This window comes from Pseudomonas sp. 3HC3 (assembly GCF_044904505.1).
In the GTDB taxonomy this organism is placed as follows: Bacteria; Pseudomonadota; Gammaproteobacteria; order Pseudomonadales; family Pseudomonadaceae; genus Aquipseudomonas; species Aquipseudomonas putida_Y.
The window spans coordinates 416,364-435,217 of record NZ_JADDRH010000001.1; the positions used below are offsets into that span (position 1 = coordinate 416,364).

Here is an 18,854-nt window from a genome sequence, read left to right on the forward strand (position 1 = left end):
GGTGTGTCAGTGTGCGCTGGCCACCGTCTCCGGTTGCCAGCCGCCGCCCAGGGCCTTGTAGATCGAGACGATGCCGCGGTACAGCTCGACTTCACCCTGAGCTTGCGCATCTTCAGCACTCAGCCGCTCACGCTCGGCATCGAGCAGTACCAGGTAGTCCACGGTACCCTCGCGATATCGAATCGAGGCCAGTTCTGCTGCCTTGCGGCTGGCATCGCTCTGGCGCATCAGCGACAGCAGGCGCTGCTGGGTCTTGTCGTAATCGCTGAAGGCATTGGCCGACTCCTCCAAGGCCAGCAGCACCTGCTGTTCGTAGTTGGCCAGTGCCCCTTCGGCATCGGCCTTGGCGCCGCGCAGGCGGGCCCGCACGCTGCCCAGGTCGAAGGCTGCCCAGGTAATGCTCGGGCCCAGCGCCCAGGCGTTGGCCGCCGAAGAGCCGATCTGCGAGCCGCGGGCGGCGGTAAAGCCGAGGAAGCCACTGAGGCTGACACGGGGGAACAGGTCGGCGGTGGCCACGCCAACGTTGGCGGTGGCGGCCGCCAGTTGGCGTTCGGCGCTGCGGATGTCCGGGCGACGGCGCAGCAACTCACCCGGGTCACCCACCGGCAACGCCTTGGCGATGGCCGGCAGCGCCTTGGGCGACAGGTCTACGCTGAGCGCGTCAGGGCGCTGGCCGAGCAGGGTGGCGATGCGGTGCCGAGCCCGAGCCTGTTCGGCTTGCAGTTGCGGTACGGTGGCTTCGACCCCGGCCAGGCGCGCATCGGCACGCACCACGTCGAGGTCATTGCCCACGCCGGCATCGCGCAGGGTTTCGGTAATGGTGCGTGATTCCTGCTGGGTCTTCAGGTTGGCCAGGGCAATCTTTTCGCGCAACTGGGCACCGCGCAGTTGCCCGTAGGCATCGACCAGTTCGGCGATCAGGCTGACCTGCAGCTGTTGCAGGTCGGCGGCGGCCGCCGCTTCCTGGGCTTCGCTGGCTTCGATCTGGCGCTGGATGCGGCCGAACAGGTCAAGTTCCCAGGCCATGTCCAGGCCCAGGTCGTAGCGCTCACTGTTCACTCGCTGCGTGGTCTGGCCGGGGATCTGGCCCTTGCCGAGATCGCTGCTGGCACGGCTGGTGACCACCGGGAACGGGTCGTTCTCGGCGTCTTCGCGGATCGAGCGGGCCGATTTCAGGCGGGCGAAGGCAACGCGCAAGTCACGGTTGCCGTCCAGCGAAGCCTGCACCAGCTGGTTCAGCACCGGGTCGTCGAACTGCTTCCACCACAGGCTCTCGAAGCGGCTTCGGTCGTAGGCCTTGGCCTGCACATCGCTGCCCAGTTGTGCAGGTTCGGTAGCTGGCGCCTGGTAGTCCGGGCCTACCGCACAGGCCGCCAGGGCCAGTGCCAGCAGGCTTGGGGTCAGGGGTTTGAGCAGGTTCATGCGTGGTTCTCCAGCACTTGAGCGTGTTCAGCCTTGCGGACCTGGCGACGCTCGACGAAACGGCGGATCAGGAAGAAGAACACCGGGGTCAGGAACAGGCCGAACACGGTTACGCCGATCATTCCCGAGAACACCGCCACACCCATGGCATGGCGCATTTCCGAACCTGCACCGGAGCTGAACACCAGGGGCACCACGCCCATGATGAAGGCGATCGAGGTCATCAGGATCGGCCGCAGACGCAGGCGGCAGGCTTCCAGCACCGCAGCCAGCGGGTCGAGGCCCTTGGCCTGTTCATCCTTGGCGAATTCGACGATCAGGATCGCGTTCTTGCACGCCAGGCCCACCAGTACGATCAGGCCGATCTGGGTGAAGATGTTGTTGTCGCCACCCGATACGATCACACCGGTGATGGCCGACAGCAGGGTCATTGGCACGATCAGGATCACCGCCAGTGGCAGGCTCCAGCTTTCGTACTGGGCGGCCAGCACCAGGAACGCCAGCAGCACGCACAGCGGGAACACCAGCAGCGCGGTATTGCCCGAGAGGATCTGCTGGTAGGTCAGGTCGGTCCACTCGAAGGTCATGCCGTTGGGCAATTCCTCTTTCAGCAGCTTCTCGATTGCAGCTTCCGCCTGACCAGAGCTGTAGCCCGGTGCGGCGGCACCGTTGATCTCGGCAGTGATGAAGCCGTTGTAGTGCATGACCCGGTCCGGCCCCGAGGTATCGCTGACCTTGAGGAAGGTCGCCAGCGGGATCATCTCGCCAAGGTTGTTGCGCACCTTAAGTTGGCCGATCTGCTCGGCATCAAGGCGGAACTGCTGCTCAGCCTGGACGTTGACCTGATAGGTACGGCCGAAGCGGTTGAAGTCGTTGGTGTACAACGAGCCCAGGTAGACCTGCAGGGTGTCGAAGATGTCGGTGATCGCCACGCCGTGGGTCTTGGCCTTTTCCCGGTCGATGGCGGCATCGACTTGTGGCACGTTGACCTGGTAGCTGGTGAACAGGCCGGCCAGCTCTGGCACGTTGTGGCTCTTGGCGATGATGTTCTGGGTTTCTTTATACAGCGCTTCGTAACCCAGGTTGCCACGGTCTTCGATTTGCAGACGGAAGCCGCCAATCGTGCCCAGGCCCTGTACCGGCGGCGGCGGGAAGATCGCGATGTAGGCGTCCTGGATGTCGGCGAACTTGGCATTCAGCGCGGCTGCGATGGCTGCCGCTGACTGGCTCGGGTCCTTGCGCTCATCGAATGGCTTGAGCGGGGTGAACACGATGCCGCTGTTCGGGCTGTTGGTGAAACCGTTGATAGACAGGCCCGGGAAGGCCACCGAGTCGGCCACGCCAGGCTGCTTGAGGGCGATTTCGCTCATGCGCTTGATCACCGCTTCGGTACGGTCGAGGCTGGCCGCGTCCGGCAGTTGGGCGAAGGCCACCAGGTACTGCTTGTCCTGGGCCGGCACGAAACCGGTCGGGGTGGACGAGAAGCCCAGGTAGGTAAGGCCCATCAGGCCGGCATACACGAACAGGGCGATGCCGCTGGAGCGGATGACCCGGCGCACGCCACCGACGTAGCGGTTGGACGCACGGTCGAAGAAACGGTTGAACGGGGAGAACAGCCAGCTGCCCAGCAGTTTGTCGAGGAACCGCGAGAAACGGTCCTTGGGTGCGTGGTGCTCCTTGAGCAGCACCGCGGCCAAGGCTGGCGACAGGGTCAGCGAATTGAACGCCGAAATGACGGTCGAAATGGCGATGGTCAGGGCGAACTGCTTGTAGAACTGCCCGGTCAAGCCGGAAATGAACGCAGCAGGTACGAACACCGCGCACAGTACCAGGGCGGTGGCGATGATCGGCCCGGTCACTTCGCTCATGGCTTTTTGCGTGGCTTCCAGCGGCTTCAGGCCCAGCCCGATGTTACGTTCGACGTTCTCTACCACGACGATGGCATCGTCCACCACGATACCGATGGCGAGCACCAGCCCGAACAACGACAGCGCGTTGAGTGAAAAGCCGAACAGGTGCATGACCGCGAAGGTACCGATCAGCGAGACCGGCACAGCCAGCAGCGGGATGATCGAGGCGCGCCAGGTCTGCAGGAACAGGATCACCACCAGCACCACCAGCACCAGGGCTTCGAACAGGGTGTGCACCACCGCCTCGATGGATCCGCGTACGAAGATGGTCGGGTCATAGACGATGCTGTAGTCCATCCCTTCCGGGAAGTCCTTTTTCAGCTCGGCCATTTTCGCCCGCACTTCGTCGGAGATCTCGATGGCATTGGAGCCTGGGCGCTGGAAGATCGGGATGGCCACCGCCGGCTGGTTGTTCAGCAGCGAGCGCAGGGCGTACTGGCTGGAGCCGAGTTCGACCCGGGCGATGTCCTTCAGGCGGGTGATTTCGCCATCGGCACCGGCGCGGATGATGATGTTTTCGAACTCTTCCTCGTTGACCAGGCGGCCCTGGGTATTGATCGACAGCTGGAAGCTGGTCGAGCCTGGGGCAGGCGGTGCGCCCAGCTGGCCGGCGGCCACCTGGCGGTTCTGCTCGCGGATTGCGGCTACCACATCACTGGCTGTCAGGTTGCGCGAAGCGGTCTTGTTCGGGTCCAGCCATACGCGCAGCGAGTAGTCGCCCATGCCGAACAGCTGCACGTCACCTACGCCGCCCAGGCGCGCCAGCTCGTCCTTGATGTTGAGGATGGCGTAGTTGGACAGATAGAGCATGTCGTAGCGGTTGTCCGGCGAGGTCAGGTGCACGACCATGGTCAGGTCAGGCGAGGCCTTGTCGACGGTGATACCGATACGGGTCACTTCCTCGGGCAGCTTGGGCTGGGTACGGGTGACGCGGTTCTGCACCTGCACCTGGGCGTTGTCCAGGTCGGTACCCAGGGCGAAGGTGATGGTCAGCGTCAGCTTGCCATCGGCAGTGGACTGGGAGGACATGTACAGCATGTTCTCCACACCGGTAATGGCCTGCTCCAGCGGCGCGGCAACGGTTTCGCCGATGACCTTGGGGTTGGCGCCGGGGAAGTTGGCGCGCACCACCACGGTGGGCGGTACCACTTCAGGGTATTCGCTGATTGGCAGCTGGAACAGCGAGATAGAACCCGCAATCAGCAGCACCAGCGAAAGCACCGCGGCGAAGATCGGCCGGGTAATGAAGAATTTCGAGAAGTTCATCGGTAGGGTCCCTTAACCGCGTGGCGCCTGGGCGCCGGCGACTTTCACGTTATTGCCCGCCATTTTCGGCGCCGGGTTGCTGGCCTCCAGGGCCTGACGCTGCCGTGCGAGGGCGGCGAGGGTTTGCTCGCTGGCCATCGGTGTTTCCTCCGGGGTTACCGGTGAACCAGGGCGCACGCGCTGCAGGCCCTTCACCACGATGCGTTCGCCCTTGTCCAGGCCGCTGCGTACGATGCGCAAGCCTTCAAGTTTCGGCCCCAGTTCCACGGTGCGGTAGGTGGCTTTGTTGTCCTTGCCCATGACCAGCACAAACTTCTTGCCAAGGTCGGTACCCACGGCTTCGTCGTTGATCAGCATGGCGTCGTACTGGGCGCTGCCGACCAGTTTCAGGCGCGCATACAAGCCTGGTGTGAACTCGCCGTCGCTGTTGTCGAATACCGCGCGGCCGCGGATGGTGCCGGTGCGCGGGTTGACCTGGTTGTCGACGAAGTTCATGTGGCCCAGGTGCGGGTTGCCGCTTTCGTTGGTCAGCCCCAGGTATACCGGGGTGCTCTGGCCACGCTGGCCTTCACGGGCCAGCTGGGTGTACTTGAGGTACACGCGCTCGTCGGCGTCGAAGTAGGCGTAGACCTTGTCGGTGGACACCACGCTGGTCAGCGGGGTGACATCGGCTGTGACGATGTTGCCGGCGGTGAACTCGGCGCGGCTGACACGGCCGCTGATGGGCGCAGTGACGCGGGTGAAGCTGAGGTTCAGGCGCGCCAGGTCGAGCTGGGCCTGGATTGCATCGACCCCGGCACGGGCCTCGGCAGCGGCACTGCTGCGCGATTCGGCCAGTTCGGCGGAGATGGCGTTGCTGTCACGCAGGCGCTCGCCACGACGGGCTTCGTTGGCGCTGCGGATGGCGGTGGCCTTGGCCTGCTGCAACTGGGCTTCGAGGCGGCGTACTTCTGCCTGGAACGGGCGCGGGTCAATCTGGAACAGTAGGTCGCCTTTCTTGACCTGGGCGCCTTCAGTGAAGGCCACCCGGTCGATCTGGCCGGAGACCCGCGGGCGCACTTCGACGGTTTCCGGGGCTTCGAGGCGGCCGGTGAACTCGTCCCATTCGTTGATCGGTTGCTCGATCACCTTGGCCACAGTTACTTTGGGCGCGGCGGGAGCCTGCACGGCGTCGGGGGTTCGACCGCAAGCGCTGATCACCACCACTGCCAGGGCAGCGAGGGGAAAGCGCAAGGGTTTGAGTGATTGTTCCATGGAGAACTCCGCCAATGTATTAGTAGTGGGCGGAGTGTGAGTGTGTTGCGCGTGAGGTACGAATCGAACGGGGCGAAGGTTAATATCACGCTGAATGATAGGTGGGGATCAATTATCGATGGCGGCCATGGTTGGGCGCAGCGTACTGCCTGTGCAGGCACCCCGTTACGCGAGAGCCTGGGCCTGGCCATTCAGTGAATGCTTGAGGCCAGCTCGAAGATCGGCATGTACATGAGGATCACGATCAGGCCGATCAGCAGGCCGATGAAGGTCATCAGCAGCGGCTCGAACAGTTTGACGAACCACTCCACCCAGCGGCCGATTTCCTGGTCATGGAAGTCGGCGCAGCGCTCCAGCATCTCACCCAGGTTGCCGGACTGCTCGCCAGCCCTCAGCAAGCGCAGTGAAACCGGCGTCACCAGGTGCCCGGCCGCCAGTGCATCGGAGAGCGGCAGCCCTTCGCCCACCCGCTGGCAGGCCTGCTCCAGGCCCTGCGCTGCTGCGTTGCCGAGCAGGCCGCGGGCCATGCCCATGGCGGTGAGGATGGGAATGCCGCCTTGCAGCAGGATGCCCAGCGAGCGATAGAAGCGCGCCAGCTCGTACATCATCAGGCGCTGGTGCAGTGCTGGCAGGCGCCGCAGTTGGCAGGAGGCCCAGTACCGTACACGCGGGTGCCGGCGCAGCAGCCAAAGCGCCGCGCCCCCACCGACGCTGCCCAGCGCCAGTGAGGATTGCTGGGCATGCAGAAACAGGCCGATCTGCATCAGTACCCGTGACAGCCAGGGTAGCTCGCTGCCCATGCCCTCGAACACCTGGCTGAACCGCGGCACCACATAGCCGAGCAGGAACAACACCACACCACCCCCCACCAGCAACAGGAGTAACGGGTAGACCGAGGCACCCACCAGTTTCTGCCGGACCAGGTCCAGGCGCTGGCGATAGCTGATATAGCGGGTGAGGGCGTCGCCCAGAGCACCGGTGCGTTCACTGGACTGCACCAGCGCCACATACAACGGCGGGAATACCCGCGGTTGCTGGCCCAGAGCCTGGGACAGCGAGCGTCCCTCGTACAACTGGCGCACCAGCTCGGCGAGCACCTTGCGCGCTGTCGCTGCCGGGCTCTTTTCCGCCAGGCTTTCCAGTGCGTCGATCAGTGGCAGGCCGGCATTGAGCAAGGTTGACAGTTCCTGGCTGAACAGCACCAGGTCGAACGCCGCTTCACGGCGCCAAGCCATGCCGCTCAGGGCGCCGCCGCTGCTGCGCAGGCTGAGCACACGCAGGCCTTGGTCTTCGGCCTGGCGGCGGGCCTGGTCGGCGTCCTCGGCGTCGATCTGCAACTGCACCACACCCTGCCTACCCAGGGCCTTGAGGTTGTAGCGCATGGCCACTCTCCTTACTGCCAGCTGGTAATTTCGGCGTTTTCCCCATCGCCACCCGGCTGGCCGTCCTTGCCCATCGACAGCAGGTCGTACTCACCGCCGTTCTCGCCGGGTTGCCGGTAGATATACGGGCGGCCCCACGGGTCTTTTGGCACGGCCTTCTGCAGGTACGGGCCGGTCCAGCGAGCCTCGCCACTGGGGGCGACCACCAGTGCCTGCAAGCCTTGTTCGCTGTTGGGGTAGTGGCCGACCTCCAGGCGGTACAAGTCCAGGGCCTTGCTCAGCCCCTCGATCTGCGCCCGCGCAACCTTGGCCTCGGAGCGGCCTAGCTGACTGAAGTACTTGGGCGCGACGATGCCGGCCAGCAGACCGAGTACCACCAGTACCACCAGGAGTTCAAGCAGAGTGAAGCCACGTTGCGGGTTGGTTCTGCGCTGCATGGTGAAGCCCTCCACTGCTATGGGGACAAGCGTTGACATGCACCATGCAACAGCCGTGCACGTCTGCCCCGGGGCCTTGCGCCATGGGGCACAGGAAGCGGCACAGTGCTTGCGTCGTGGTGACTGTCCTCGGGTTTTCCGGGGCATTTCCCCCACATCGGGGCCACGACGAAGAGGCGACCGGCATGCGTGGACTCATCCTCGGTTTGATCTGGCTGGCGGCAGGTGCTGCCCAGGCCGATGTGTACATCTCAATCGATGCCAAGGGGGGCTACGTGCTGAGCAATGTCCATAGACCAGGGCGCCACTATGAGAGGGTGATCAACGAGCCGCTGGCCCAGGGTGGGCCGGTCAAGGCGCAAATGATCACTGGACGCCCTTACGCCGAGGTAGTCGCCACGGCTGCGCGCATCCACAACGTGCCGCCGGCGCTGCTGCACGCGGTGATCAAGGCCGAGTCCGGCTACAACCCCAAAGCCCGTTCGCGGGCGGGGGCAGTGGGGTTGATGCAACTGATGCCGGATACCGCCCGCGAGATGGGGGTGCAAGACCGGCTGGACCCTGAAGACAATGTGCAAGGCGGGGCACGCTACCTCAAGCAGATGCTCACCCTGTTCGACAACGACATCACCTTGGCCGTAGCGGCCTACAACGCCGGCCCGGATGCTGTATTGCGGCGCGGTGCCGTGCCGCCGTTTGCCGAGACCCGGCGCTATGTGCCCACGGTGCTGCGCGAGTATCGCAAGTTGCAAGGGTTGACTGATGATTCGTCGTTGTAACAACTGGCTTGCAGCTTCCGTATTCCACAGGGGCCGCGCCACCCTCGGCTGTATCGGGCAGGTGAAGTGAGGAGGGAATCAGTACCCTTCGGCGGATGCCATTAATTTAATACCATGGTTTCCCCAAGTCTGGGCTATAACCTTCTAAAGGTGCCCAACTGAGGTGTCCGTTATGGACGTCGCCCCTCGTTCCGACACTATTGACGTGCCTGCCGGTAGCGAGTTGGCCGTCCTGCGCAAGCCGTTCAACCTGCTGCGCTGGTATGCCTGGGTCAGTCTAGCCATCATTCTCTCGGTGGCTGCCGGGCTGGGGCTGATTTCCAGCCGCTTCATCATCGACGAGAGCGTCGAGCGTGACGCGTTACTCACCGCACAGTTCATCACCTCCATCGCTGATGCCGAAGTGCGCCATGTGTCGATCCCCAATGTGCGGACCATGGGCGAACTGCTCGATCCGCGCACTGACCGCAATAACTTGCCCGACGTCGACCCGGAAGCCCGGCGCATGGCCCGCGGCGAGTTCCTTGACCATATCGCTCACCTGCCCGACATTCTGCTGGCCAATATTTATGCTTTGGACCATACAGTGATCTGGTCCACCAACCCGGCACTGATCGGCAAGCTGATTGAAGGCGACGAAGACTTGAATCGGGCTTTCGAGTACAAGATGCGGGTTTCGGCCAGCTACCACAACTTCGAACAGGCCCGCACCGAGCAGAAGTTCATCACCCCGCCCAAGCAACTATTCATCGAGAACTACATTCCGCTGTTCGATGCCGATGGCGACCAGGTCACAGCGATGGTCGAGATTTACAAGGAACCCCATGACCTGATCGTACGCATCGAGCGTGGCCTGATCCTGATCTGGTTGGCCATCACGGTCGGCGCTGCACTGGTCTATATCGGCCTTTACGGCATCATGCACCGCGCCGCACGGCTGCTGGCGGTGCAGCAGAAGCGGCTGATCAACAGCGAAACCTACGTGGCACTGGGTGAGGTGTCGTCGGCAGTGGCCCATAGCCTGCGCAACCCGCTGGCCAGTATCCGCTCAAGTGCCGAACTGGCCCAGGCGTTCGACGAAGGCCCGGCGCAGAGCCAGGTCAACGACATCATCAACCAAGTCGATCGCATGTCACAGTGGATCCGCCAGATGCTGCAGTCACTGCGCCCGCTGAATGACGAGGCGTTGGCGGTGGACTTGCCGCAGGCGCTGGAGGAGGCCCTGCAGACCTACGCTGTGCCGCTGGCGCGCGGCGGAGTAAGCCTGGACCTGCAACCATTACCGGCCGTGCAGGTGTTGGGGCACCCGGTATTGCTGCGCCAAGTATTCAGTAGCTTGATCGCCAATGCCTTGGAAGCGATGGAGCAGGGCGGGCGGTTGCGTATCGAAGTGATACGTCACAACCGGCGCAGCCTGACCTTGCGCCTGTCCGACAATGGCAAGGGCATGAACGGCGAACAGCAGCGTATGGCCTTCCGGCCATTCTTCACGACCAAACCAGGTGGGCTGGGGGTGGGGCTGGTGCTGGTGAAACGCATCATGGAACGCTTCGGCGGTTCGGTTCGGCTCAGCAGCAGCGAGGGCCATGGTACAAGGGTTTCGTTAAGTTTCCGACTGGCCTGAAAGAACCAAGACACATTAATAAAGTGATGTAAGATATTGATATAAAAGGTAATAATGTTTTGGGTCAAAATCACCCAGATGTGGGGAAGGCTCCTCAAAATTAATCTAGAAAGTTATTTCAACTTACTGATAAATAACGGTTTTAATAGGTAATAGTCCTGCTGGCTGAGTTTTTGCAGCGTAATTTGTGAAGCGCGACACACGACAAAGGGCAGCTGCGACTGCCGGGTGGATTGCTAACCATTGGCTACTGCCATTGGCCTTGATGCAGTTCTGAACGTACGCCCTGCGCGGGAACTACGCGATGCAGATGCTGGAAAACGAAGCGCCCGAAAAGGCCAATGCGACCGCCAGCGGACTGGCCGTACCCTTGCGTGAATTCAACCTGCTGCGCTGGTTTTCGGTTATCAGCCTGTTGATCATCACCACGGTGGCCGGTGGGCTGGGTTACGTTTCGACGCGCTTCGTGGTGCGCGACAGCGTGCAGCGCGATGCCATGCTCACCGCGCAGTTCATTCAGGCAATGGCCCAGGCCGAAGTGCGCCATTCGCAATTGCCGCCGGGCACCACCATGGGCGAGTTGCTGGACCCGCACCTGGACCTGCAGCACCTACAGTTCACCCCGGCGTTGGCCGAAGCGACCCGGGTCGAGTTCCTCGATCATGTCGAGCACCTGCCGGACACCTTGCTGGCCAACGTTTATGCCCGCGACCGCACCATTGTCTGGTCCACCAACGCAGAGCTGATTGGCAAGCGGATAGAAGTTGATGGTGATCTTGAGCGCGCCTTCCGCTCGCGCAAGGCGGTGTCGGCCAGTTATCACAAGGCCGCCGAGGATCGCGAAGAGCAGAAGTTCCAGCGCGCACCGCGTTACCTGTTCATCGAGAATTACATCCCGCTGTTCGACAGCCAGGGCGAGCAGGTACTGGCCATGGTGGAAATCTACAAGGAACCGCAGGATCTGGTCCGGCGCATCCAGCGCGGCTATTTGCTGATCTGGGCCTCGACCCTGGTAGGTGGCGCGTTAATTTACTTCGGGCTGTTCTGGATCGTGCGCCGTGCGGCGCACATGCTGCACCTGCAGCAGGAGCGGCTGGTGGCAAGCGAAACCTATGTGGCGCTGGGTGAGATGTCTTCGGCAGTGGCTCACAGCATGCGCAACCCGCTGGCCAATATCCTCTCCAGCGCCGAACTTGCCCAGGAAACCGCCAACCCTGCTGCGCAGAAGAACATCACTGACATCATCAGCCAAGTCGACCGCATGTCGCGTTGGGTGCGCGACCTGCTGGTGTCGTTGCGTCCGTCCAGTGAAGAACCCGAGGCCGTGGACCTGGTGGCGGCCATCGAAGACACCCACCTGGCCTTCGCCCACCAGATCGAACGCAACGGCGTGCGCTTCCATTTCGAAGGGCCTGACGTGCAGTGGGTGGTCAGCCAGCCGCTGCAGCTCACGCAGATTCTCAACAGCCTGTTCTCCAACGCCCTGGAGGCCATGCCCGCTGGCGGGATGCTCACTGCCCAGGTGAATGTGCAAGAAGGCCTGCGTGCCGAGTTCGTGCTGACCGACACCGGTAAAGGCATGAGCCAACAGCAGGAGCGGATGGTGTTCAAACCGTTCTTTACGACCAAGCAGGGTGGCCTCGGTGTAGGCCTGGCCCTGGTCAAACGCATCATGGAACGTTTTGGCGGCTCGGTCAGCCTGAGCAGCCGCGAAGAGGAAGGAACCCGCGTCAGTCTTACATTCAATATTGCAGCGGGAGGGGAACATGGAGCACAGCATCCTGGTCGTCGAGGATGATGAAATCCTTGCCGACAACATTCGCACCTACCTCAGCCTCAAGGGCTACGAAGTCATGGTGTGCCACAGCGCAGAGCTGGCGCTGGAGCAGATCAAGCGGGCGCAGCCTGACGCGGTGCTGACCGACAACTCGCTGCCAGGCATGAGCGGGCACGACCTGCTGCGTACCCTGGTGGCCCAGGCGCCAGGCCTGAAAGTGATCATGATGACCGGCTACGGCAATGTCGAGGATGCCGTGCAGGCGATGAAGGAGGGCGCCTTTCATTACCTGACCAAGCCGGTGGTACTGGCCGAGCTCAAGCTGACCCTGGACAAGGCTCTGGCCACCGAGCGTATGGAGCGCACGTTGTCGTTCTATCAGGAGCGCGAGGCGCAGAAGTCCGGGTTGCAGGCATTGATCGGCGAGTCGCCGGTAATGCTCACTCTCAAGCACACCCTGCGCCAAGTGCTCGATGCCGAGCGGCGCATGGCCAGTGACGACCTGCCACCGGTGCTGATCGAAGGCGAGACCGGTACTGGCAAGGAGCTGGTGGCCCGTGCCCTGCATTTTGATGGTTCGCGCAGTAAAGGGCCGTTCATCGAGTTCAATTGCGCTTCGATCCCTGCCAACCTGCTTGAGGCCGAACTGTTTGGCCACGAGAAGGGCGCGTTCACCGATGCCAAGGAGCGTCGGGTGGGGCTGGTGGAGGCTGCCGATGGCGGCACCTTGTTCCTTGACGAGATCGGCGAAATGGACCTGGTGCTGCAGGCCAAGCTGCTCAAGTTGCTGGAAGACCGCAGCATCCGCCGGATTGGTGCTGTAAAAGAGCGCAAGGTCGATCTGCGGGTGATCAGCGCCACCAACTGTAACCTGGAACAAATGGTGCAGCAGGGCAAGTTCCGCCGTGACCTGTTCTTCCGCCTTCGCATTATCGCCTTGAAGGTGCCGCGCCTGTATTCGCGTGGGCAGGACATACTGCTACTGGCGCGGCATTTCCTTGCCCACCATAGCCGCCGTTATGGCAAGCCGAACCTGCGCTTCTCTGCCGAGGCCGAAAACCTGATGCTCGGTTATAGCTGGCCTGGCAATGTGCGTGAATTGCGCAACATGCTGGAGCAGACCGTGTTGCTGGCGCCGAACGAAGTCGTGCAGGCGCATCAGTTGAACCTGTGCATGACCTTGGTTGACGAGCCGTTGGCGCAGCAGCCGATGGCGGCCATGTTCGAAATGCCGCGGCACGAGCCAGAACCGGGTACAAGCCTGCCTGACATGGAGCGTGACCTTGTCTGCAAGACCCTGGACCGCACCGACTGGAACGTGACCAAGTCAGCGCGGATGCTGGGGTTGTCGCGGGATATGCTGCGTTACCGGATCGAAAAACTGGGGCTGACCCGGCCCGACAAGCGTCAGTGGTAGTACAGGCAGGGTCGTCAACGGTTACCTGTGCCCGAGCTGCCTTCTCCTTGCCGGCCGGTACCTTCCGACCCACTGCCATCCATCCCCGGTAGATTGCGGTTGTCATTCTGCATGGCTGGCGGGCTTTGTGGTTCGTTGCCCTGTATGCGCGGGTCGGTATCCCGCGGCAAGGGCTTCTCGATCGGGTTGAGGGTGCTGTCCGCGCCTGGCTGTGGCGCCGTATTGTGCGGGTCGTCGGGGTAGGTCGGGCCTGAGCCGACAGCAAAGGCCAGCGGCGAGGTGAGCAGGGCAATCGACAGGATGATTGAGCGGGGCATGGCAGGCTCCTTTGCTATACGGGTAGGGCTCATACATCCCTTTGGCCTTACCCGAAACGTGAAGGTGCCATTACCCCGATCAACGGTCACACCACCAGTGACAGCAACATGATGAAAATGATGCCGACGATGGACAGGATCGTCTCCATCATGCTCCAGGTCTTGAAGGTTTCTGCCACGGTCATGTTGAAGTACTGCTTCACCAGCCAGAAGCCGGCGTCGTTCACATGGGACAGGATCAGCGAGCCGGCACCGGTGGCCAGTACCAACAGCTCACGGTTCACCCCCGGCACCAGATCGATCACCGGCGCCACGATGCCCGCGCCGGTAATGGTGGCGACGGTGGCGGAGCCGGTTGCGATGCGGATCACCGCCGCCACCAGCCAAGCCAGCATGATCGGCGAAATTTCCGCCTGCACGGCCATTTGCCCAATCACGCTACCCACACCGGTGTCCACCAGCATTTGCTTGAAACCACCGCCAGCGCCGACGATCAGCACGATGGCGGCAGTCGGTGCCAGGCTCTGGTCGAGCATCTTCATGATCTGTTGGCGATTGAAGCCGCGGGCCGAGCCGAAGGTGTAGAAGGCCAGCAGCAGGGCGGCGAGCAGGGCGGTGATCGGGTGGCCGATCAGGTCCATCCACTGGCGCACGATGTGCTCGGCAGGCAGCACCACGTCGGCGAACGTTTTCAGCAGCATCAACGCGACCGGCAGCAGCACGGTGATCAGTGTGATGCTGAAGCTTGGCAGGTTGCCCTGGTCGGACTCCTTGGCGATCTGGTCCATCAGCTCCTGGGACGGGTTGCCCGGGATGTAGCGGGAGATGAAGTTACCGAACAGAGGGCCGGCGATGATCGCGGTGGGCAGTGCGACCAGCAGACCATAGAAGATGGTCTTGCCAATGTCAGCATGGAAAATGCCGATTGCCAGCAAGGGGCCCGGGTGTGGTGGCACCAGACCGTGCACCACCGACAGGCCGGCCAGCAGCGGAATGCCGATTTTCACCAATGAGACGCCGGAGCGCCGGGCGACGATGAACACCAGTGGAATCAGCAGTACAAAGCCGATTTCGAAGAACAGCGGGATGCCCACCAGGAAGGCGGCGAACATCATCGCCCAATGCACGTTCTTCTTGCCGAAGGCGCGGATGAGCGTTTGCGCGATCTGGTCGGCGCCCCCGGAGTCGGCCATCAGCTTGCCGAGCATGGTGCCCAGGGCAAGCACGATACCGACGAAGCCGAGTACGCCGCCAAAACCGTCCTGGAACGATTTCATGACCTTGGCCACCGGCATGCCGGAGGTCAGACCCAGGAAACCGGCCGCGAGGGTGAGGGCGACGAAGGGGTGAACCTTGAAGTGGGTGATCAGCAGGATCAGCCCGACGATGGTAACCATCGCGTCGAGCAGCAGGAAAGTATCAGTAGCCAGTCCGAACATGGTTTGAAGGCCTCGGTCTTATCGTTGTTTTGGGCGTAGCTTTTTTGGAGTCTTTGCCCGCTTTACGGGTCGGGGTAGCGCTGTCTTTGGTGAGACGGAAAAACCGCCGAGGTCAGGCGGTTTGCGCCAGGCCCGACTCACCGCAGCGCTTTAGCCAGCGGTCTACCGCTTCGGCCAGTGCTTCGATCGGTTGGGTGGCGTCCAGTGCAAGCGTCAGTGGTTCGCCGCGTGGCGATTCCAGGGCAGCGAACTGGCTGTCGATGAGGCTGGCCGGCATGAAGTGACCTGGGCGAGCCAGCACGCGTTTTTCAGCCTCGGCAGGCGACAGTTCGAGGAACACGAACACCAGCCCGGGCATGGCTTCGCGCAGGGTATCGCGGTAGCGGCGCTTGAGTGCCGAGCAGGTCAGGATCGGGCGTTCCCCGGCCTGGGTGGTGGCTTGCAACTCTTCACCAAGGCGGACCAGCCAGCCGGCTCGGTCGCTGTCGTCCAGCGGGATGCCAGCGCTCATCTTGCGGATGTTTTCGGCAGGGTGGAAAGCGTCGCCTTCGATCAGGCGGCCGCCGCTTCTGGCAGCGATGGCGGCGCCGATGCAGCTTTTGCCGCAACCGGCCACGCCCATCACCACAATGGCGGACAGGGGAGAATTCATCAGTACCTCCTGCGGGTGAGATAGCGCTGTCTCGCCATTGACGAACAGCCACCTCCCCGGTGTTATTGGTCTTGTCCTTACGCAGTATGGACGCCTGGTGGCAAGCGCGTGGTGGCTGCTACCAAAGATTACATTGCCTGCATCCTGAGACAGCGCTACCTTAGTGGCCGTTCCCTATCCTTGCAAGTAGTAAAATTACAACATTCATGTCCCGCACCGGCTCCCGTACTACAGGTCGTCCCACCCTGGCCGAAGTTGCCAGGCTTTCCGGGGTTTCCCCGATTACCGCTTCGCGCGCTTTGCGTGGGGTCAGCACGGTTGCGCCTGACCTGGTGGAAAAGGTCATCGCCGCAGCGGCGAGCCTCGGCTATGTGGCCAACCCGGCGGCCCGTGCACTGGCCTCGGCACGCAGCCAGTCGGTGGTGGTGTTGATCCCGTCGTTGTCCAACCAACTGTTCATCGACACCCTGGAGGCCATTCACGAGGTCATGCGCCCGCGTGGGCTCGAGGTGCTGATCGGCAACTATCACTACGACCTTGCCGAAGAAGAGAACCTGATCCGCAATTACCTGGCCTATCAGCCTTGTGGCATTTTGTTGACCGGTTTCGAGCGTAGCGATGCTGCCAGGCAGATGCTGGCTGCCAGCGGCGTGCCGTGTGTGCACATGATGGAGCTCAACGGCGAGACAGGGGCTTTGTCGGTCGGTTTCTCGCAGCATCAGGCCGGACGTGCTGCTGCACGGCACCTGATCGAACGCGGGCGCAAGCGCCTTGCATTTATTGCCGCGCAGCTGGACCCGAGGGTGATGCAGCGTGCCGAGGGTTTCCGTCAGGCGCTGGCAGAGGCCGGTTTGCAGGCCGCCGAGCTGGAAGTGTTGGCGCCGGAGCCATCGTCGATTGCCTTGGGCAGCGCGCTGTTCAGCCAGCTGATGCAGCAGGCGCCGGATGTCGACGGCATCTTCTTCTGTAACGACGACCTGGCCCAAGGCGCGGTGCTGCAGGCCTTGCGTCAAGGGGTGGAGGTGCCACGTCAGGTGGCGATGGTCGGTTTCAACGATTTGCCGGCTTCGGCGCATATGGTGCCGCGGCTGACCTCGATTCGCACGCCACGGGCTGCGGTGGGGCGGGGCGCAGCGCAAGCGCTACTGGCGTTGCTGGATGGCAAGCGGGTGACGAATGCGCAGCAGGATCTGGGCTTTGAGTTGATGGTGCGCGAGAGCACCTGAGAGTGCCCGCCAAGGCCTTCTCGCGCGACTTCCACAGGAATGATTGGCCCAAAACAGATGTGGAGCGGGTTTACCCGCGAAGCCGGCGACGCGGGGCATGGCACCGGCTGTGCCGGTGTTCGCGGGTGAACCCGCTCCTACGGGGGCGTTAACGGATGGATCTTGGTAAGCGTCCGGCGAACACTCAGCAGAGCGGAACCTGACGCATAGTGTACACGTGAGTCAGTTTCGCGTGCTTTGGCATGACTGAAGGAATGCGAGGCATGGACATTTTTCGAATCCATGCCAAGAATCAAGTCAATCAGGCATGCACACTCGTAGTCGATGGCCATCCGGATCGAGTGCCACGAATGTCAGACCAAACACTGCGTGGTGAAGCGCCTGCTCAATGTGGACGCCTTCAGCCGTCCATTTTTGATGAAGATCTTCTACCTGCGTTTCCGTCTCAACCAGAAAGGCAACCTCGGTACGATGACCGCTACCTCCGCTTTTGTAATCCTTGGCATTGGTCGACCAGAGGCCCAAAGCCGTACCATTATCAAGCAAGAACGAAACATAACTGGGGAATGCCGACTGCGGCTTCCGTTCAAGCAACTTTTCATAAAAGGCACAGCTTTTCTGAGGGTCTTTTACGTACAACAGGAATAGGTTTGGGCTTGCCATGAAATATCCTCGAACATTGAGGCTCAGATGCTATTCGACTCTGCTGACAAAAAATGTCAGCATTGACGCATGACCCGTACTCAACGACTTCTTTCTCTCGTACAAATTCTGCGCGCGCGCCGTCATCCAGTGACTGGACAGAGGCTTGCGGAGGAGATGTCAGTAAGTCTGCGCACTGTGTATCGCGATATTGCTACATTGCAGGCTCAAGGCGCCGACATTCGGGGTGAGGCTGGTATCGGCTACATACTCCGTCCAGGATTCGTTCTCCCACCTCTTATGTTCAATGAGCAAGAGCTTGATGCACTGATGCTTGGCATGCGTTGGGTAGCACAGCAACCTGACGCGTCGTTGGCTCAAGCAGCGCTCGACGTATTGTCAAAGGCAGAAGCGGTACTACCATCAGCTGTTGCTGGTAGATTGTTCAAGACGCCATTATTCGCTGCATCCTCTCAATCTCGTGGTGCATATGGGTTTGACGCCAAGTGCTTACGCGATGCCATACGGCTGGAGACGAAAATTCGCTTAGTCTATGTGAGTGAAAAATCCGTAGAGACGGAGCGTACCGTTTGGCCGCTGGGAATTGGATATTTTGAAGATATGGAAATCCTAGCTGCATGGTGTGAATCTCGCAGGGACTTCAGGCACTTCCTATTAAATCGAATTCAATCCCTAGTACTCCTCGATGCTGACTTCAAAAACCAAGGAGGGTGGCTGCTGGCCAAGTGGCGAGGCTCGCGTTTGGATGTAGTTCCATGAACTAATTTCAATGGGGCAGGCATAGATGAGTCAGGCCAGCCTCCACTGGTGAGGCAGCAGTTGCCCGATCATACTGGCCCGCTGCGTCGGCAGCCGCGTCAGCACATCTTTGAGATAGGCATACGGATCATGCCCATCGCAAGTTTCTAGGTCGGGATACCTTTATCGATGACCTGCGCTGGCACTGGCGAATGAACTAGGGTTTCGCACTGACGGCGGGCCCACTTACCACGCTTATGTTGCTCGACGGTAAATACGCCCGGCGTGTAGTCCAGCTTCTTGCTGACGTCTTCACCAATGGGTTGAAGTCGGCAGCCACAGGCGCACAGGGTGTTTTCGGGTTCGTGACGAATTAGGTTACGCGGAAACTGCCTGAATCTTCTTGCTCATCGGCTCGACCTGAGACTGCAACTGCAACGCCTGTGCTACCTAGGCACGAAGCTGTTCCGGGGTCATCTGGTCGAGGTTGGGCAACGAAGTCATGCCGCCGATTGTCCCAGAGCAGGTACTGGACGACGACATGTAGAACG

The 18,854-nt window shown here is 61.7% G+C and carries 15 protein-coding genes and 2 pseudogenes; 6 read left to right on the forward strand and 11 right to left on the reverse strand.

The window, feature by feature from the left end; genetic code table 11:
- Nucleotides 1–6: 6 nt before the first annotated feature.
- The 5 genes from INQ47_RS02045 to gspG all read right to left on the reverse strand — a co-directional run bounded on the left by INQ47_RS02045 (nucleotide 7) and on the right by gspG (nucleotide 7,671).
- Nucleotides 7–1,422, reverse strand: coding sequence for an efflux transporter outer membrane subunit (locus tag INQ47_RS02045; RefSeq protein ID WP_103444471.1), 1,416 nt, complete (start codon nucleotides 1,420–1,422; stop codon nucleotides 7–9).
- Nucleotides 1,419–4,598 carry an efflux RND transporter permease subunit gene (locus tag INQ47_RS02050; RefSeq protein WP_404700938.1) on the reverse strand — a complete coding sequence of 1,060 codons (3,180 nt, stop codon included), beginning with the start codon at nucleotides 4,596–4,598 and terminating at the stop codon, nucleotides 1,419–1,421. Before INQ47_RS02050 ends, INQ47_RS02045 begins: the two co-directional genes overlap by 4 nt.
- 12 nt (nucleotides 4,599–4,610) lie before the next feature.
- A complete protein-coding gene (gene mexE / locus INQ47_RS02055; protein ID WP_404700939.1) occupies nucleotides 4,611–5,852 on the reverse strand; it encodes a multidrug efflux RND transporter periplasmic adaptor subunit MexE in 1,242 nt (413 codons plus the stop codon).
- Nucleotides 5,853–6,043: 191 nt separating this feature from the next.
- Entirely contained in the window at nucleotides 6,044–7,234 is a 1,191-nt protein-coding gene (locus INQ47_RS02060; RefSeq protein WP_404700940.1) for a type II secretion system F family protein, read from the reverse strand.
- Between the two features lie 11 nt (nucleotides 7,235–7,245).
- Nucleotides 7,246–7,671, reverse strand: a complete 426-nt coding sequence (gene gspG / locus INQ47_RS02065; protein WP_404700941.1) for a type II secretion system major pseudopilin GspG — start codon at nucleotides 7,669–7,671, stop codon at nucleotides 7,246–7,248.
- Between the two features lie 185 nt (nucleotides 7,672–7,856).
- On the opposite strand from gspG, the gene INQ47_RS02070 reads away from it, so the two are divergent.
- From INQ47_RS02070 to INQ47_RS02085, 4 genes are all read left to right on the forward strand, one after another.
- The gene (locus INQ47_RS02070; RefSeq protein WP_252460082.1) at nucleotides 7,857–8,450 is read left to right on the forward strand and encodes a lytic transglycosylase domain-containing protein; all 594 of its coding nucleotides are present in this window, start codon (nucleotides 7,857–7,859) and stop codon (nucleotides 8,448–8,450) included.
- 172 nt (nucleotides 8,451–8,622) lie between these two features.
- Nucleotides 8,623–10,074 (forward strand): sensor histidine kinase, encoded by a 1,452-nt coding sequence (locus tag INQ47_RS02075; RefSeq protein ID WP_252460081.1) that lies wholly within the window; start codon nucleotides 8,623–8,625, stop codon nucleotides 10,072–10,074.
- 304 nt (nucleotides 10,075–10,378) lie between these two features.
- Complete coding sequence (locus INQ47_RS02080) at nucleotides 10,379–11,872, forward strand: sensor histidine kinase (protein WP_404700942.1); 1,494 nt, start codon at nucleotides 10,379–10,381, stop codon at nucleotides 11,870–11,872.
- Nucleotides 11,841–13,268 carry a sigma-54 dependent transcriptional regulator gene (locus INQ47_RS02085; RefSeq protein ID WP_252460079.1) on the forward strand — a complete coding sequence of 476 codons (1,428 nt, stop codon included), beginning with the start codon at nucleotides 11,841–11,843 and terminating at the stop codon, nucleotides 13,266–13,268. Before INQ47_RS02080 ends, INQ47_RS02085 begins: the two co-directional genes overlap by 32 nt.
- Before the next feature lie 14 nt (nucleotides 13,269–13,282).
- Here INQ47_RS02085 and INQ47_RS02090 read toward each other — a convergent pair whose 3' ends face one another.
- The 3 genes from INQ47_RS02090 to INQ47_RS02100 all read right to left on the reverse strand — a co-directional run bounded on the left by INQ47_RS02090 (nucleotide 13,283) and on the right by INQ47_RS02100 (nucleotide 15,676).
- Entirely contained in the window at nucleotides 13,283–13,585 is a 303-nt protein-coding gene (locus INQ47_RS02090; protein WP_404700943.1) for a hypothetical protein, read from the reverse strand.
- A gap of 86 nt (nucleotides 13,586–13,671) precedes the next feature.
- Nucleotides 13,672–15,024: a GntP family permease gene (locus INQ47_RS02095; protein ID WP_103462453.1), complete on the reverse strand. Its 1,353-nt coding sequence runs from the start codon at nucleotides 15,022–15,024 to the stop codon at nucleotides 13,672–13,674.
- A gap of 112 nt (nucleotides 15,025–15,136) precedes the next feature.
- Nucleotides 15,137–15,676 carry a gluconokinase gene (locus INQ47_RS02100; RefSeq protein WP_252460077.1) on the reverse strand — a complete coding sequence of 180 codons (540 nt, stop codon included), beginning with the start codon at nucleotides 15,674–15,676 and terminating at the stop codon, nucleotides 15,137–15,139.
- A 206-nt stretch (nucleotides 15,677–15,882) separates the two neighbouring features.
- On the opposite strand from INQ47_RS02100, the gene INQ47_RS02105 reads away from it, so the two are divergent.
- Nucleotides 15,883–16,902: a LacI family DNA-binding transcriptional regulator gene (locus INQ47_RS02105; RefSeq protein WP_252460076.1), complete on the forward strand. Its 1,020-nt coding sequence runs from the start codon at nucleotides 15,883–15,885 to the stop codon at nucleotides 16,900–16,902.
- 297 nt (nucleotides 16,903–17,199) lie between these two features.
- Here the strand turns inward: INQ47_RS02105 and INQ47_RS02110 are convergent, their stop codons facing one another.
- Nucleotides 17,200–17,565, reverse strand: a complete 366-nt coding sequence (locus tag INQ47_RS02110) for a VOC family protein (protein WP_401103044.1) — start codon at nucleotides 17,563–17,565, stop codon at nucleotides 17,200–17,202.
- Between the two features lie 69 nt (nucleotides 17,566–17,634).
- Here INQ47_RS02110 and INQ47_RS02115 point away from each other — a divergent pair, with 69 nt between their 5' ends.
- Entirely contained in the window at nucleotides 17,635–18,324 is a 690-nt protein-coding gene (locus INQ47_RS02115; protein ID WP_209965614.1) for a YafY family protein, read from the forward strand.
- A gap of 30 nt (nucleotides 18,325–18,354) precedes the next feature.
- Here the strand turns inward: INQ47_RS02115 and INQ47_RS02120 are convergent.
- Together INQ47_RS02120 and INQ47_RS02125 are read right to left on the reverse strand one after the other, a co-directional pair.
- Nucleotides 18,355–18,453: pseudogene (locus tag INQ47_RS02120) on the reverse strand (transposase domain-containing protein); the annotation flags it as partial.
- A 20-nt stretch (nucleotides 18,454–18,473) separates the two neighbouring features.
- Nucleotides 18,474–18,807: pseudogene (locus tag INQ47_RS02125) on the reverse strand (IS66 family transposase zinc-finger binding domain-containing protein); the annotation flags it as partial.
- Between the last annotated feature and the right edge of the window lie 47 nt (nucleotides 18,808–18,854).